This window comes from Rhizobium sp. WYCCWR10014 (assembly GCF_001657485.1).
Classification (GTDB): domain Bacteria; phylum Pseudomonadota; class Alphaproteobacteria; order Rhizobiales; family Rhizobiaceae; genus Rhizobium.
The window spans coordinates 411,287-425,411 of sequence record NZ_LXFU01000029.1 but is presented as its reverse complement, the minus strand read 5'-3'; the positions used below and the strand labels follow the sequence as shown (position 1 = coordinate 425,411).

The following is a 14,125-nucleotide window of genomic DNA, read 5'->3' as shown; positions in this document are numbered from 1 at the left end:
CCTTTCAAGCGACCCGGTCATTCTCGCCGACATAGGCGAGATAGCGTTTCTTGCTCGGCTGCAGATGGTCGACGCAGAGCTGGGCGAGAACCCAGTTATCCCCACCGCGCAGCATCTCGATCATCAGCCGATGGTGCTCGTGCGAGATGCGCAGCGACTCCTTGCTCGACATCGAATTGGCGCGCACCGGCAGGCTGAGCCGCATATAGAGCTCGATCGATTGCACGAGATGCGCATTGCCACAGGCGCCGAAGAGCGTCAGGTGGAATTTGTCATTGGCCTCGTGCACCCCCCTGAGATAGCCGGATTCGATGTGGCGGCCATGCTCCTCGTGCAGCGCCAGCAGTTCCTCGATCAATGCCTCGGGCGCCGGCAGCTTTATCCACAGCGCCGCCTGCCGTTGCAACAGTTCCCGAACGTCGTAGATTTCCTGGACCTGGCGAGCCGTCAGCGAACGGACCGTCGCCCCCTTGTTGCGCTCCCGAACCACAATGCCCATCGTCTCGAGCTGCACGATCGCCTGGCGGGCGAAATGGCGCGTGACATGAAAGCGGGCAAGGAGCGTGTCTTCGGTCAGGCGGGTTCCGGGCGCAAGCCGCCCGAAAATGATGTCCTCCTCCAGCGCGCGGGCAATGCTTAGATCATCATGCTCGATGCCGTCTTCGCGGCTTTCGTTGAGCGTCTGCAAATGTCATCTCCTCTGAAGCATAACCCCGAAAATCGAAGTCGATATTCGGAAAAGGATTATGCGCCAATTTAATCTGATAGAGCGTCCTTAGCGCGTCCTGGAGGCGCGGCGCTCTAACAGCGGGCCATGTTACAGTGGATTGCGTTCCGGGTCGAACTGGCTCAGACGATAGATATCCTCGACAAGAGCAAGCGTTTTGATGTTGTCGTCCGGCGACGTCTCCATCGCGACCTTTCCATCGAGGGCGTCGAGGAAATGCGCGATGGTCGCGTCATAGGCGCCCTGGTAGGCCTCGTCAGGATCGAAGCTTTCCTGGCGCTGCTGCGCACCCTCAGCCGTGAGCAGATTGCCGTTAAGTTCAAGCGTGCCGCACGCCCCGAAGATGCGTAGGTGATCGCGCGGCGCCGGCGGCGCGCCATGCACGGCGAGATTGGCATTGATGGTGACGAGAACACCGTCGCTAAGCCGGAGCAGGACGACGCTGGCGACATCCTCCGCGACGATATCGCGATTGCTCCTCTCAAGCCGTGCACTGACCACCTCCAACTCACCCAGAAGATATCTCAGCGTATCGAGATGATGGATCATCACTTCCATGACCAGCAATCGCTCCTGCGTCCGGAAGAAGGGCTGGCGTATCAGCGCCGGCCTTCTTCCCTCAGCATCCGCTATCATGCCGCTGGACAGGAATTCGAACTGTACCTGGCGGATCTCGCCGGCAAGCCCTTCGTCGAGCCACGCCTTCAGCCGCCGATAATAAGCGCGGAACCGCCAGTTCTCGTGGATCATCAGCCTGCCCCTGCCGGAAAGGCTTGCCAGCAGGTCGACCGCCTCGCCGTAGGAGGGTGCGAGCGGCTTCTGGCAGATGATGTCGAGGCCCTTTGCCGCCGCCAGCCGGACCAGTTCGACATGGGACTCCCGCGGCGCGCAGATATCCACGGCATCGATCTGCCCGGCGTCCAGCATCGCCTGCGCGCTTGTATAGCTGCGCGCGATATCAAAGGCGGCAAGCCGGGCTTCGACCGCGCTCGGCGACGGGTCGGCAATCGCCACGACCTCAGCTCTTTCCGATTGCCGCATCCATGCAGGCAGATGGTAGGCACTGACCCAGCCGGCACCGATAATGCCGATACGCCGTCGTTCCGCCCCCATCACCGTGCTTCCTCTGTATACAATCCCATTTTATCAATAATCTATCCTGCTTCTTCGCAAAAGCCAATCTCCTGATTGCCGAACGAAAGCGCGAATTTCGGCGATTACCATTGTATTTTATGGTGATCGACGAAGAAATCCAAAAATACGATACAGTGGCGTCATCTTATTTATTGACAATCCTCCGTATCCCTCTACGCTGACACCACGGCCATGGATCAATTTGGCGAGGGAGGAACAGGTTTTGTCGAACGGTCTTCGCCGCAAGCTGACGAGTTATGGCGATCAGGGATTCTCCCTTTTCCTGCGCAAAGCCTTCATCAAGGCCATGGGTTATTCGGACGATGCGCTCGACCGTCCGATCGTCGGCATCGCCAATACCTACAGTGATTTCAATCCCTGTCACGGCAATGTGCCGCAACTCATCGAGGCAACCAAGCGCGGCGTGATGCTGGCGGGTGCGATGCCCATGGTGTTTCCGACGATCTCGATCCACGAGAGCTTTGCCTCGCCAACCTCGATGTATCTGCGCAACTTGATGGCGATGGAAACGGAAGAGATGATCCGCGCCCAGCCGATGGATGCCGTCGTCCTGATCGGCGGCTGCGACAAGACCCTGCCGGCCCAGATCATGGCGGCCGCCAGCAGCGAGATACCGGCGATCTTCCTGCCGACCGGCCCCATGGCCGTCGGCCACCACAAGGGCGAACGGCTTGGCGCCTGTACGGATTGCCGCCGCTTCTGGGGACGCTTCCGCGCCGGAGAGATCGACGAGGCCGAGATCGCCGAGGTCAACAACAAGCTGGCCAGCTCGATCGGCACCTGCACGGTGATGGGCACGGCGAGCACCATGGCGAACCTGACCGAAGTCATGGGTCTCTGCCTCCCCCGCGCCGGTTCGGCGCCCGCCGTCGAATCCGAACGCGTCCGCCTTGCTGAGGAGACAGGCCGTGTCGCCGCACGTCTCGCCATGGACGAGGCTGCCCCGACCGTGCGCGATATCCTGACGCCGCAGGCAATCCGCAACGGTCTCGTCGCGCTGCAGGCGATGGGCGGCTCGACCAATGCCGTCGTCCATCTTGCCGCAATCACCGGTCGCCTCGGCCTGCGCCTCGACATGGCCGAACTCGACCGGCTGGGCCGAAGCATTCCCCTGCTCGTCGACCTGCAGCCCTCCGGTCAGCATTACATGGAGCAGTTCCACGAGGCGGGCGGCGTCCCGGCTCTGCTGAAGGCGGTGCGCCATGAAATCGACGGCAGCGCTCCGACTGTCTACGGCAGAACGATCAGCGAAATCATCGACGCTGTCGTCGACGAACCGGGCCAGACCATCATCCGCACCATCGAGAAACCGTTGAAGCCGATCGGAACGATCGCCGTCCTGCACGGCAATCTTGCGCCGCGCGGCGCCGTCATCAAACAATCCGCAGCTTCCAAGGATCTGCTCCAGCATATCGGACGCGCCGTGGTCTTCGATTCGGTCGAGGATATGACGCTGCGCATCGACAGCGACGATCTCGACGTCCATGCCGATGACGTTCTGGTTCTGCGCAATGCCGGACCAAAAGGTGCGCCCGGCATGCCGGAAGCCGGCTATCTACCCATCCCCCGCAAGCTCGCGCGGCAGGGCGTGAAGGACATGGTGCGGATTTCCGATGCCCGCATGAGCGGCACGGCCTTCGGCACGATCATCCTGCATATCGCGCCTGAAGCCGCCGATGGCGGCCCGCTGGCGATCGTCCGCACCGGCGATCGCATTCGCCTCGACGTCGAGGGCCGGCGTATCGATCTCGATATCGACCAGGCGGAATTCGATCGCCGCATGCTTGAAGTCGTCAACCGGCCCTCCCCGGCCCCGTCGCGCGGCTATGGGAAGCTCTATCAGGAGCGCGTGCTCCAGGCTGACGAAGGCGCCGACTTCGACTTCCTGCAAAGCGAGGAGCTCGATGCGCGATGAGCGCCGCTGATATGGAGGCACCGCTTTGCCTGCCCCGCCGGCCACTGACGCGGCTGCCGCGGGCGGCACTGCCGCAAGGCACGGTCGATACGCATTTCCACGTCTTTCGCGCCGACGCTCCGCTCAACACCCCACGCAGCTACACGCCTGACATCGCGACGATATCCGACTGGATCGAATTCTCCGGCAGCCTTGGCATCGCCAGGGGCGTATTGGTGCAGCCAAGCGTCTATGGCCTCGACAACAGGGTGCTGCTTGAGGCGCTGGCCGCCTATCCAGATCGTCTGCGCGGCATCGTCGTCATCGATCCCGAAACCGCAGAAACCGAGATAGAGCGGCTCGACCGGCTCGGAGTGCGCGGCGTGCGGATCAATACGCGCAACAAGGGCGGCCTCCCGCTCGCCGCCGCCAGGACACTGGCGGAGAGCATTGCTCCTTTCGGCTGGTCGCTGCAACTGCAGATCAATCCCGAACAGCTTCCCGATATTGCGGCAACACTGTCCGGCATCCGCCTGCCCATCGTCATCGATCATCTCGGCTTCATTCCGCTTGCCAGAGAGACGAGATCACGGCATGTCGATGCGCTGAAAAGGCTGATGGACGCGGCTGATACCTATGTCAAAGTAACCGCGCCCTATCGTCTGACGAAGGATGTGAATTACGACGGTTTTGCCGAGGTCGGCCGCGCCCTTGCCACCAGCCATGCGGAAAGGCTGCTCTGGGGCAGCGATTGGCCGCACACCGAATTGTGGGACGGCATGCCCGATGATGCCGAGCTGATCGAAATCATGCAGGCCGCCATCGACAACCCCGCGATTGCTGAAAAGATTTTTGTTCGAAATGCCGAAGCGCTGTTCTTCGGCCGCTGAATTGGAGAGCACCAATGGCCAGACTGACCGAAGATGCCAAGGGCGTCTATGTAATCGCCGTAACCCCCTTCACCGATGACGGCGCGCTCGATCTCGCCAGTATCGACAGCATGGTCGATTTCTACGAAGGTGCCGGCGTCACCGGCCTGACGGTGCTTGGCCAGCTCGGCGAGGCTCCGAAGCTGACCGCTGAGGAATCGCGGACAGTCGTCGAACGGGTGCTGAAGCGCCTCGACGGGAGGCTCCCCGTCGTCGTCGGCGTTTCGGCGCCGGGCCTTGCGCCGATGAGCGAACTCGCCGAAGCCGTCATGGGTGAAGGTGCGGCCGGTGTCATGGTCGCGCCCCCCTGGACCGTCAAGACCGACGATCAGGCTTTCGCCTTCTACCAGTCGGTCGGCGAGGCCCTGGGCGACACGCCCTTCGTGCTGCAGGATTATCCGCTCACCACCAATGTGACGATCGCGCCCAAGGTCATCGAGCGCATCGTCAACGAGGTGCCGAACTGCGTCATGCTCAAACATGAAGATTGGCCGGGTCTGTCGAAGATCTCGGCACTTCGCACAGCCAGCGACAAGGGCGCCATGCGGCGCATTTCGATCCTTTGCGGCAACGGCGGGCTTTTCCTGCCCGAAGAGATGGGCCGCGGCGCCGATGGCGCCATGACCGGCTTTTGTTATCCCGAGATGATGGTTGGCGTCGTCGAGGCCTATGCCGCCGGAAATCCCGATCGCGCCCATGCGATCTTCGATGCCTATCTGCCGCTCGCCCGCTACGAACAGCAGCAGGGCATCGGTCTTGCCTCGCGCAAATATGTGCTTGCCAAGCGCGGCGTGATCAAGTCCGCCAACCTGCGCAAGCCGGGCGCCAAGCTCTCGACACTGGATATTGCCGATGTCGAGCGCTTGCTGGCGCGCCAGTCCATCCGCCTCAAGGAGATCGGGGCGTAACACACTGGCGGAAATCCGAAGCCGCTGGATCATCGCTATGGTGCTGCAGCGCGAGCACATGGGTATGTCCATCTCGTTCGTGAGGCTGAAACCCGAGCGACTCCCAGAACCTTGCCGCACCATCGTTTCCCGCATGAACGGTGAGACGGTGCAGAAAGGAAGACGCATGATCAAGCAGTGCCATGGCAAGCATCCGACCGATGCCGCGCCTGCGCATTGCGGGACGAATATAGAAACGCCGCATCCGCAACGCCCCTGATATGGCGGAGTCGACGGTCATGCCGCCGATGCCTGCGAGCACCTCATCGACATAGGCGCCAAGCAGCCTTTCACCGTAATGTTCGAACCTGTTATCGCCGATCGACCATTCGTCGATAAGGCGGGCGACATGGCGATAGCCTTCCCGCCGGGCCTCGCTTTCGAGATCTGCGATCTCCTGCGGCAATCGATCGCTGAGCCTGCGGATATCGATTGTCATGGCGGTGCCGGTGGTTAGATGGCAGGAACCGGCATCTCGCGGTGCGTCGCCGCAACCGGCAGGCCGACCGGCACGAAACTCGCGTCGCCATCTCTAGCCATATCATGCACCGTATGTTTCTCCAGCGCCTTCGTCACCTCGTTGAGGTCGCCGTCCAGCTGTTCGGCCGGAATGAGATTGCCGATGACGAAATCGAAGTGGTCGCCCCGTTTGTTCAGCAGTTCGTGGAACACGGTCATGTCGCGAAGCTCCGTCGACCATTTCGCCAACCAGTAGAACAGCCCGGAATTGCGAGCCGTCATATGGACGGGAAGGATTGGTAGATTGTATTTTCGCGCCAGCCCGACAGCCGAGGTCTTCCACGGACGTTCATTCAGCCGGCCGTTCGCCCAATAGGCGATACGGCCTGAGGGAAAGAGCACTGTCGCCTTGCCTTCCTTCACCGCATGGTTCGTCAATTGCAGCGTTTCGCGCGCTTTCAGCTTGCTCTTATGCTCCTCCCGCCATTCGACGGGAATGATCATCTCGGCAAACCGCGGATTGACGCGGATGGCATCACGATTGGCAAAGAACATCATGTCCGGCCGGCGCGTTTTCAAAAGATCGAACACGGCAACGCCGTCGGCGATGCCGGTCGGATGGTTGCTGACGAGGATGAAGCCGCCGGTATCGGGAATGCGTTCGCCATTGGTGATACCGATGTCGAGCCTCAGCACATCGCTCAGATATTCGAACGACTGGAAGCCCGGCATTTTGGCGACCGCATTGGCGAATTCAAGCGCCTTGTTGTAGCGCAGCAGCGTATAGAGGAATGGCCGCATGACCGGCCAGAGCGGATTTTTCACGATCCTCTGGCCGCGTTCGGCAATCAGCGTATCGACGATATGACCGGGCTTTCCGTGTGAAACGAGAGCGATCGCTTCCGCGAGCTGTCCGAAAGCCGTCATGGAATCGCGCCGTGCCATGAAAGATCCTGTCTATGGGGTATAAGCTATCGCAGTTGAATATGATCGAAGGATGACAAAGGCTTGGCCGGCATTATCTATTCCATAACTGTTCCTGCTCCAAATTGGCGGACTTGAAGGCAAAATCAAGGTCCGCAACGTGAACGAACTGCTTGTTATCGCCGATCACCGCCTGATGGCGGAACGCGCCGCGTGGCTCGAAAACCTCGCCAGTGAGCGCCGTCTTTCCGAGCACACGCTCGACGCCTACGAGCGCGATACCCGCCAGTTTCTGACCTTTCTGACCGGCCATCTCGCCGGCCCGGCGACGCTTGGCGATATCAGGGAGTTGCGCTCCGCTGATTTCCGCGCCTTCCTGGCGGCCCGGCGCAAGCAGGGCTCCGGCGCCCGATCGCTCGGCCGCAATCTCGCTGGTCTTCGCTCGCTGCTGCGCCATCTCGAAAAGAAGGGCCTGGTCAACGCCGCCGGCGCTGCCGCGGTGCGCTCGCCGAAACAGCCGAAATCACTGCCCAAGCCGCTGTCGGACACCCAGGCGATCACCGTCGTCAGCGACGACGCCCAACTCCATGACGAACCCTGGATTGCTGCGCGCGACGCTGCTGTCATGACGCTGCTCTACGGCTGCGGCCTGCGCATCTCCGAAGCGCTGGATCTTACTCCCGCCGACCTGCAGAAGGGCGCAACGACGCTGCGCATCACCGGCAAGGGCAACAAGACGCGGCTGGTGCCGCTGCTGTCTGTGGTCTTCGATGCCGTCGAGAAATACCGCGCGCTCTGCCCATATCATCTCGAAAGCGGAGAACCGCTGTTTCGCGGCGCTCGCGGCGGCAAGCTGCAAGCGGCGATCATCCAGCGCACGATGCAGAAGATGCGCAGCGCCTTCGGCCTGCCGGAGACGGCCACACCCCATGCACTGCGCCACTCCTTCGCCACCCACCTGCTTGCCGGCGGCGGCGATCTGCGCACCATTCAGGAACTGCTCGGCCATGCCAGCCTTTCCACAACACAGGTCTATACCGGCGTCGATGCATCGCGGCTGCTCGAGGTGTATGATCGGGCTCATCCGCGCGCGTAATGGATGTCGCCCAAAAGTGCGCAGCGGTTTTGGGGCAACGACTTGCATAAACGATAGGGTTAAAGCGCATCGCATGGGTGCGATTGAATGTGACGCGCTTTAAGCTCTCGTTAAGGCATTCTCTTAAAGGAATATGCGCAAGCCGGGCGTAGAGCATGAAGCCTATAGCATGTGATCGGAACACCCATCATGACGACATCAATCGGCCGCCGGACGTCCTACCTCGCAGTGCCGGCCAATCTGTTGCTCTGGCTGATCGCAGCCTTTCACATTCTTCTTCTTGCCGCCCTGTTTGCCGCCTTCCTGACGGCAAGGCCGGCAGCAGCCGAAGACGTCGCCTGCACCGGCCGCAATCTGATGGTCGAGCTGCAGCAGACCGACCCTGCCCGCTACGCAGAGGCGCTGAAGGAAGCCGACGCCACGCCGAACGGCAAAGGCATCTTCTGGAAGATCGAGAAGGCAGGACTTGCGCCCTCGTGGCTGCTCGGCAGCATGCATGTCACCGATCCGCGTGTGCTTGCCCTGCCGCCGCGCGCCCAGGCAGCCCACGATGCCGCCGACACGATCATCATCGAATCCGACGAGATCCTCGATGAGCGGAAGGCGACCGCCGCCCTGCTCGCAAAGCCGGAGCTGACGATGTTCACCGACGGCACGACGATCGACAAGCTGCTTTCTCCCGAAGACTACAAGCGTCTCGAAACCGGCCTCAAGCAGCGCGGTATCCCGATCAGCGCCGTTTCCCGCATGCGGCCCTGGATGATTTCGAGCGCCGTCGCCCTGCCGGCCTGCGAAATCGCCCGCAAGGCAAAAGGCACGCAGTTCCTCGACCAGAAGATCGCCACCGATGCCATTGCTGAAGGCAAGCAGGTCAAGGGGCTGGAAACCCTTGCCGAGCAGATCCAGGCCATGGCCGATCTGCCGACCGAATTCCATCTGAAATCGCTGATCGAGACGCTGGAACTCGGCGACAAGATGAGTGATGTCGTCGAGACGATGACCGATCTCTACCTCTCCGGCGACATCGGCATGACCATGCCGATGTTGAAAACCGTGACACCGGAGGAAGAAGGCGAAAACAGCGATTATGCCGCCTTCGAGCAGCGCGTCATCCTTGACCGCAACAAGGTGATGGCCGAGCGCGCCGCCCCCATCCTCGACGGCGGCAACGTCTTCATGGCCGTCGGCGCCCTGCACCTGCCCGGCAAGGACGGCGTCATCGAACTGCTGCGCCAGCAGGGCTTCACCGTCACCGCGGTGAACTGAACCCGCCGGCGGTCAGCCGAGCGTCATGCGGCGCAGAACATTGCTTTTCCAATAGAACTGATGGACGAGGGCGCCGGCGACATGCGCCGCGATCAGCGCCCAGAGAATGATCTTCAGGACATCCGCGTGGAACGAACCGGCGGGATCGATACCGAAATAGTAGGCGGCGATGCCCGAAAGCGGCATCGCGAAGATCAGGATGTAGAGGCCGGCATGGGCAAGCCTCGCTGCAAGACGGAAGATCGCCGGCTCCTGTGCGACCTCGTCCGGGACGCCCTTGGTAAAACGCAGCCCGAGCCTGAGGACGGCAAGCAGCAGGATGGCGATGCCGACATAGGCATGGATATTCGCCGACGAAATCTGCTCCGGCGTCGGTACCTGGCCTCTGCGCATCAGCCGATGCCAGATATTCATGCCATCGGGAAACAGCAGGTTGAAGAAGACCAGCAGCGCCACGGCCCAGTGAAGAAAACGCTGGCTCAGGCTGTAACTCACGATGGACGGCTGCTGCATTTCTGGACCTTCACGGATGCTGAACTCATCGATACGCAACAACTAAAACAGCCGCCTGCCTTCCGGCAAGCGGCTGTATGCTTTGTTACGAATATGTAGGATTACATATGGATCGGCTTGAAGAAGGTTGCGAGCGCAGCCTCTTTCACCGCTTCCGACATTGTGGGATGCGCGTGGCAGGTACGGCCGAGATCTTCCGACGAACCGCCGAACTCCATCAGCACGGCGATCTCGTGGATCATCTCGCCGGCGCCGAAGCCGACGATATGGCCGCCGAGCACCCGGTCGGTATCCTTGTCGGCAAGGATCTTGACGAAGCCGTCCGTTGCCAGCATCGCACGCGCCCGGCCGTTCGCCGTGAAGGGGAACTTGCCGACCTTGTAGGCGACGCCTGCCGCCTTCAGCTCTTCCTCGGTCTTGCCGACGGAAGCGATCTCCGGCTGGGTGTAGACGACGCTCGGAATGACCTCGTAGTTCACATGGCCATGCTGCCCGGCGAGGATCTCGGCAAGCGCCACGCCCTCGTCTTCTGCCTTGTGCGCCAGCATCGGCCCCTTGACCACATCGCCGATCGCATAGATGCCATCGACATTGGTCTTGTAGTGACCGTCGATCTCGACACGGCCGCGATTGTCGAGCGTAACACCGGCCTCTTCGAGGCCAAGACCCGCCGTATAGGGCTTGCGTCCGGTGGCAATCAGCACGACCTCGGCGTCGAGCGTCACCTTGTCGCCGCCCTTGACCGGCTCAAAGGTGACCTTGGCGCCCTTTTCGACGCCGGTGACCTTGGCGCTGAGATTGAAATCGATGCCCTGCTTGGCCAGCATGCGCTGGAATTGCTTGGAGACTTCACCGTCCATGCCGCCAAGGATGGTGTCGAGATATTCGACGACGGTGACCTTGGCGCCGAGGCGTGACCAGACCGAGCCGAGCTCGAGGCCGATGACGCCGCCGCCGACGACGATCAGCGTTTCCGGCACCTTCTCGAGTGCGATGCCACCGGTGGACGAGATGATGGTCTTTTCGTCGATCTCGACCTGCACGCCGGGAATGCCGGCGACGTCGGAGCCGGTGGCGATGACGATGTTCTTACCTTCGATTTCCTGCACCTTGCCGTCATCGGCGGTGACGGAGACCTTGCCGGCCGAGACGACCTTGCCGGTACCCTGGAAGGCATCGATCTTGTTCTTCTTGAAAAGGAAGGCGACGCCGTCGACATTCGACTTCACCGTCGCATCCTTGTGGGCCATCATATTGCCGAGATTGAGCGTCGGCGCCGGGACGTCGATACCGAGCGCGCCCATCCCGTGGCCGGCCTGATGGAACATTTCGGAGGCATGCAGCAGCGCCTTCGACGGAATGCAGCCGACGTTCAGGCAGGTGCCGCCATAGGTCGCCCGCTTTTCAACGACGGCGACCTTGAGGCCAAGCTGGGCCGCCTTGACGGCGCAGACATAGCCGCCCGGGCCGGTTCCGATAATGATCACATCGTAGGACATTGCTTCTTTCCCTTTGGACTTTTTTGTTTAATCGGCCGCGCGCGACAAAGCGAGGCGGAAACCGAAGCCGACGAGTGCCGCTCCGGTGATGCGGTTGAACCATTTGCCGCTGGCGATGAAGCGGTCACGGATCGCCTTGACCGTGAAGAAATAGGAGACGCCGGCAAACCAGGCGACCAGTGCCGTCGCCATGCCGACGCCATAGGAGAATTGGATCAGCGCCGGCGTGTCGTGATGGACGAGCGTCGAAAACAGCGACAGGAAGAACAGCACCGGCTTCGGGTTCAGCGCATTGGTGATGAAGCCCATGCCCAGGCATTTCGGCATCGAGACCGGCTTGCGGTCTTCAGCCGTCACCTCGATATCGCTCACCTTGAAGCCCGGCTCGCGAAACGACTTGATGCCGAGATAGACCAGATAGGCAACGCCCGTCCATTTGATGGCAGCAAACAGCATCAGCGATTTCGACACGATCAGGCCGAGGCCGAGGATGGTGTAGCTGATATGAAAGAGCAGGGAGAAGCCCATGCCGAGCCCGGTCATGATCGCGGCGCGTCGCCCATGCACGATGCTCTGGCGCAGGATAACGGCAAAATCGGCGCCCGGCACGACGATGAAGATCGAAAAGACGGCCATCAGGCCGAGGAATTCGAGAATATACTGCATGCTGTTTTTCGCCCTGTCGTTCTAGCGGCCGCCGCTCACATTGAGGATCGCGCCGGTTATATAGGAAGCCGAAGGTGACAGAAGATAGAGGATCGCATCCGCCACCTCCTCGGGCGTGCCCGCGCGCTGCATCGGGATTGACGGAGCCAGCTCGCGCGGCCGATCCGGCAGGCCGCCTGAGGCATGAAGGTCGGTTTCGATGACGCCGGGCCTTATCGCATTCACCCGGATACCCTCGGCTGCGACCTCGCGCGCCAGCCCGACGGTGAACGTGTCGATCGCCGCCTTCGAGGCGGCATAATCGACATACTGCGTCGCCGAACCGAGGACAGCCGCCATCGACGAGATGTTGACGATCGCTCCGCCCTGACCGCCATGCCGGCTCGACATGCGACGTATGGCCTCTGCAGCGCAGAGTATCGAGCCGGTCACATTGACGCGCAGCATGCGCTCGATCCGCTCTACCGACATCTCGTCGACGCGCTGTGGATAATCGACGATGCCGGCATTGTTGACGAGCCCGTCGAGCCGGCCGAAATGCCGGTCGACCGCCGTAAACATCGAGACGATATCCGCAGCCTTGCCGACATCGCCTTGGATTGCCACGGCCTCGCCGCCGCCTTCAGCGATCGAAGCCACGACAGCATCCGCGGCTTGACGGTTGGCGGCGTAGTTCACCGCGACACGCCAGCCCTGGCGCGCGGCAAGCCGCGAAGCCGCAGCGCCGATGCCTCGGCTTCCGCCGGTAATGAGAACAACAGGTGTATCGCTCATGTCGCACACTCCTTAAATGTCAGCACGTCCCACGGTGCCACCACGGCCTTGCCCTCCCCCCAGGCGCTGGATTCGCGGATGGCGCGACCAAGGCCGGGGAGCACGAGCTTTTCGGCCGCCGCAGCGCCTTCGGGCTGCAGATTGTTCATCTCACCCTCGGCATCCAGGCCATAGACGGCGCCCTGCCAGACCGTGCAGGCATCGAGATCCGCGCCGGTCGCATCCCCCTCGGGGCAGTTGAACATCAGGATGCCAATGGCGCGCACCGGATCCTCCGATGGCATGACATAACCTTCCATCACGACAGGTGTCTTAAGCGCGCTGACCTTGAACTGGTTGCTGGCGGCAGCCGATGAAGAATTCAGCGGTGCAAAGCGCAACTCATAGGCACCATCGCGATCGACGTAGACGGCTTGTTCCTGCTTGCACGCGGCGCCGAAGGTGGATGCCGGAACGACGAAAAACGCGGCGGCTGCGATTGCAGCCACGCCTGTCCGTCTCGTCGTGATCCCGGTCGTTCCGCTCATTGCAGCTTCGGCTCCTTCCGCCCGTCGGCATTCTCGACAATGCTGAAATCCGTCAGCAGCACCAGCGCGCGGCCATCCTTGTCGAGCCCCCAGAAGACCGGATAAAAACCGTCGCCCCAGCCGCTCCAGAACACCGCGACATTGCCTCGTCTGCCGGCAACCGGCCGGTGCAGCGCATAGATGCCCTTGTTGGCGTCGAGGTCCGACGCCAGCACGTCGTCGTAATAATTGACGTCGGAATCCGGTTTCTGCGCCTGCACCTGCGCCTCGCGCTCTCCAATCAAACCAAGCGTATCGGCATCCATGTAGCAGCCGAGGCCGGCATCGACGGGGTAGCCGAAGATCTCGCCGTCCTTCAGCGTCGCCGGGTCCTGCCCGGGCAGGACCGCAAGCTCCCAATGATCCGGCTTGCCCTCGGCAAATTGCATGCTGGCGGCGGCGATGCGCCCGAAGGCCTGGTAGAGCGTCACCGGATACTCGCCCGGCGCAACCGTTCTTGCGAGCGCCGGACGGTCGGGCTGGGCGAGCGGATCGGCGGCAACGATGCGCCCCGAGGTCAGCTCGACATTGCCCATATGGATCACGCCGATCGACCGGCCGGAGAGTTCGGCATCGCTGAACGCCACCAGCTCGAAATTGCTGCTTGCCTTGCTGATGTCCCAGCCGGCAGCCGATGCGGAAACCGGGACATGCGCGGCGGCAGCGCAAAGAAGAAGGCGCGCCGCTCGCATGATCCGGTTCCGCATCGA

At 61.8% G+C, this 14,125-nt stretch carries 15 protein-coding genes; 5 read left to right on the top strand and 10 right to left on the bottom strand.

The annotated features are described in order from the left end of the window. Window positions 1-4: 4 nt before the first annotated feature. Complete coding sequence (locus A6U98_RS10685) at window positions 5-688, bottom strand: GntR family transcriptional regulator (RefSeq protein WP_064649749.1); 684 nt, start codon at window positions 686-688, stop codon at window positions 5-7. A 129-nt stretch (window positions 689-817) separates the two neighbouring features. Continuing rightward, the gene (locus A6U98_RS10680) at window positions 818-1,843 is read right to left on the bottom strand and encodes a Gfo/Idh/MocA family oxidoreductase (protein ID WP_064649748.1); all 1,026 of its coding nucleotides are present in this window, start codon (window positions 1,841-1,843) and stop codon (window positions 818-820) included. 241 nt (window positions 1,844-2,084) lie between these two features. Between A6U98_RS10680 and A6U98_RS10675 the strand changes: the two genes are divergently transcribed. From A6U98_RS10675 to A6U98_RS10665, 3 genes are read left to right on the top strand one after another with little or no spacing between them, the layout of a single operon-like run. Beyond that, entirely contained in the window at window positions 2,085-3,797 is a 1,713-nt protein-coding gene (locus A6U98_RS10675) for an IlvD/Edd family dehydratase (RefSeq protein ID WP_064649747.1), read from the top strand. Continuing rightward, a complete protein-coding gene (locus tag A6U98_RS10670; protein ID WP_064649746.1) occupies window positions 3,794-4,666 on the top strand; it encodes an amidohydrolase family protein in 873 nt (290 codons plus the stop codon). The genes A6U98_RS10675 and A6U98_RS10670 overlap by 4 nt, the downstream gene beginning before the upstream one ends. Window positions 4,667-4,680: 14 nt before the next feature. Continuing rightward, a complete protein-coding gene (locus A6U98_RS10665) occupies window positions 4,681-5,613 on the top strand; it encodes a dihydrodipicolinate synthase family protein (RefSeq protein ID WP_064649745.1) in 933 nt (310 codons plus the stop codon). Here the strand turns inward: A6U98_RS10665 and A6U98_RS10660 are convergent. Both A6U98_RS10660 and A6U98_RS10655 read right to left on the bottom strand, forming a co-directional pair. Continuing rightward, window positions 5,594-6,091 (bottom strand): GNAT family N-acetyltransferase, encoded by a 498-nt coding sequence (locus A6U98_RS10660; protein WP_064649744.1) that lies wholly within the window; start codon window positions 6,089-6,091, stop codon window positions 5,594-5,596. The two genes, A6U98_RS10665 and A6U98_RS10660, sit on opposite strands and share 20 nt — an antisense overlap. Window positions 6,092-6,105: 14 nt before the next feature. After that, a complete protein-coding gene (locus tag A6U98_RS10655) occupies window positions 6,106-7,056 on the bottom strand; it encodes a 1-acyl-sn-glycerol-3-phosphate acyltransferase (protein WP_064649743.1) in 951 nt (316 codons plus the stop codon). A 139-nt stretch (window positions 7,057-7,195) separates the two neighbouring features. Between A6U98_RS10655 and A6U98_RS10650 the strand changes: the two genes are divergently transcribed. Continuing rightward, window positions 7,196-8,131, top strand: a complete 936-nt coding sequence (locus A6U98_RS10650) for a tyrosine recombinase XerC (RefSeq protein ID WP_064649742.1) — start codon at window positions 7,196-7,198, stop codon at window positions 8,129-8,131. Between the two features lie 189 nt (window positions 8,132-8,320). After that, window positions 8,321-9,397 (top strand): TraB/GumN family protein, encoded by a 1,077-nt coding sequence (locus A6U98_RS10645; RefSeq protein WP_064649741.1) that lies wholly within the window; start codon window positions 8,321-8,323, stop codon window positions 9,395-9,397. 12 nt (window positions 9,398-9,409) lie between these two features. On the opposite strand, the gene A6U98_RS10640 is transcribed toward A6U98_RS10645, so the two are convergent. From A6U98_RS10640 to A6U98_RS10615, 6 genes are all read right to left on the bottom strand, one after another. After that, entirely contained in the window at window positions 9,410-9,910 is a 501-nt protein-coding gene (locus A6U98_RS10640) for a cytochrome b/b6 domain-containing protein (RefSeq protein ID WP_064649740.1), read from the bottom strand. 101 nt (window positions 9,911-10,011) lie between these two features. Further along, a complete protein-coding gene (lpdA, locus tag A6U98_RS10635) occupies window positions 10,012-11,409 on the bottom strand; it encodes a dihydrolipoyl dehydrogenase (RefSeq protein WP_064649739.1) in 1,398 nt (465 codons plus the stop codon). A 27-nt stretch (window positions 11,410-11,436) separates the two neighbouring features. Beyond that, window positions 11,437-12,075 (bottom strand): LysE family transporter, encoded by a 639-nt coding sequence (locus A6U98_RS10630; RefSeq protein WP_064649738.1) that lies wholly within the window; start codon window positions 12,073-12,075, stop codon window positions 11,437-11,439. Window positions 12,076-12,096: 21 nt separating this feature from the next. Further along, window positions 12,097-12,849, bottom strand: coding sequence for an SDR family oxidoreductase (locus A6U98_RS10625; protein WP_064649737.1), 753 nt, complete (start codon window positions 12,847-12,849; stop codon window positions 12,097-12,099). Next, complete coding sequence (locus tag A6U98_RS10620; RefSeq protein WP_064649736.1) at window positions 12,846-13,376, bottom strand: hypothetical protein; 531 nt, start codon at window positions 13,374-13,376, stop codon at window positions 12,846-12,848. Before A6U98_RS10620 ends, A6U98_RS10625 begins: the two co-directional genes overlap by 4 nt. Then, window positions 13,373-14,122, bottom strand: coding sequence for a DUF4241 domain-containing protein (locus A6U98_RS10615; protein WP_064649735.1), 750 nt, complete (start codon window positions 14,120-14,122; stop codon window positions 13,373-13,375). Before A6U98_RS10615 ends, A6U98_RS10620 begins: the two co-directional genes overlap by 4 nt. Window positions 14,123-14,125 lie beyond the last annotated feature (3 nt).

Coding starts and splice junctions, on each gene's coding strand:
- A6U98_RS10660 (WP_064649744.1), bottom strand. CDS start 6,091: ATGACAATCGATATCCGCAGGCTCAGCGATCGATTGCCGCAGGAGATC.
- A6U98_RS10625 (WP_064649737.1), bottom strand. CDS start 12,849: ATGAGCGATACACCTGTTGTTCTCATTACCGGCGGAAGCCGAGGCATC.
- A6U98_RS10655 (WP_064649743.1), bottom strand. CDS start 7,056: ATGGCACGGCGCGATTCCATGACGGCTTTCGGACAGCTCGCGGAAGCG.
- A6U98_RS10620 (WP_064649736.1), bottom strand. CDS start 13,376: ATGAGCGGAACGACCGGGATCACGACGAGACGGACAGGCGTGGCTGCA.
- A6U98_RS10615 (WP_064649735.1), bottom strand. CDS start 14,122: ATGCGGAACCGGATCATGCGAGCGGCGCGCCTTCTTCTTTGCGCTGCC.
- A6U98_RS10670 (WP_064649746.1), top strand. CDS start 3,794: ATGAGCGCCGCTGATATGGAGGCACCGCTTTGCCTGCCCCGCCGGCCA.
- A6U98_RS10630 (WP_064649738.1), bottom strand. CDS start 12,075: ATGCAGTATATTCTCGAATTCCTCGGCCTGATGGCCGTCTTTTCGATC.
- A6U98_RS10640 (WP_064649740.1), bottom strand. CDS start 9,910: ATGCAGCAGCCGTCCATCGTGAGTTACAGCCTGAGCCAGCGTTTTCTT.
- A6U98_RS10645 (WP_064649741.1), top strand. CDS start 8,321: ATGACGACATCAATCGGCCGCCGGACGTCCTACCTCGCAGTGCCGGCC.
- A6U98_RS10665 (WP_064649745.1), top strand. CDS start 4,681: ATGGCCAGACTGACCGAAGATGCCAAGGGCGTCTATGTAATCGCCGTA.
- lpdA (WP_064649739.1), bottom strand. CDS start 11,409: ATGTCCTACGATGTGATCATTATCGGAACCGGCCCGGGCGGCTATGTC.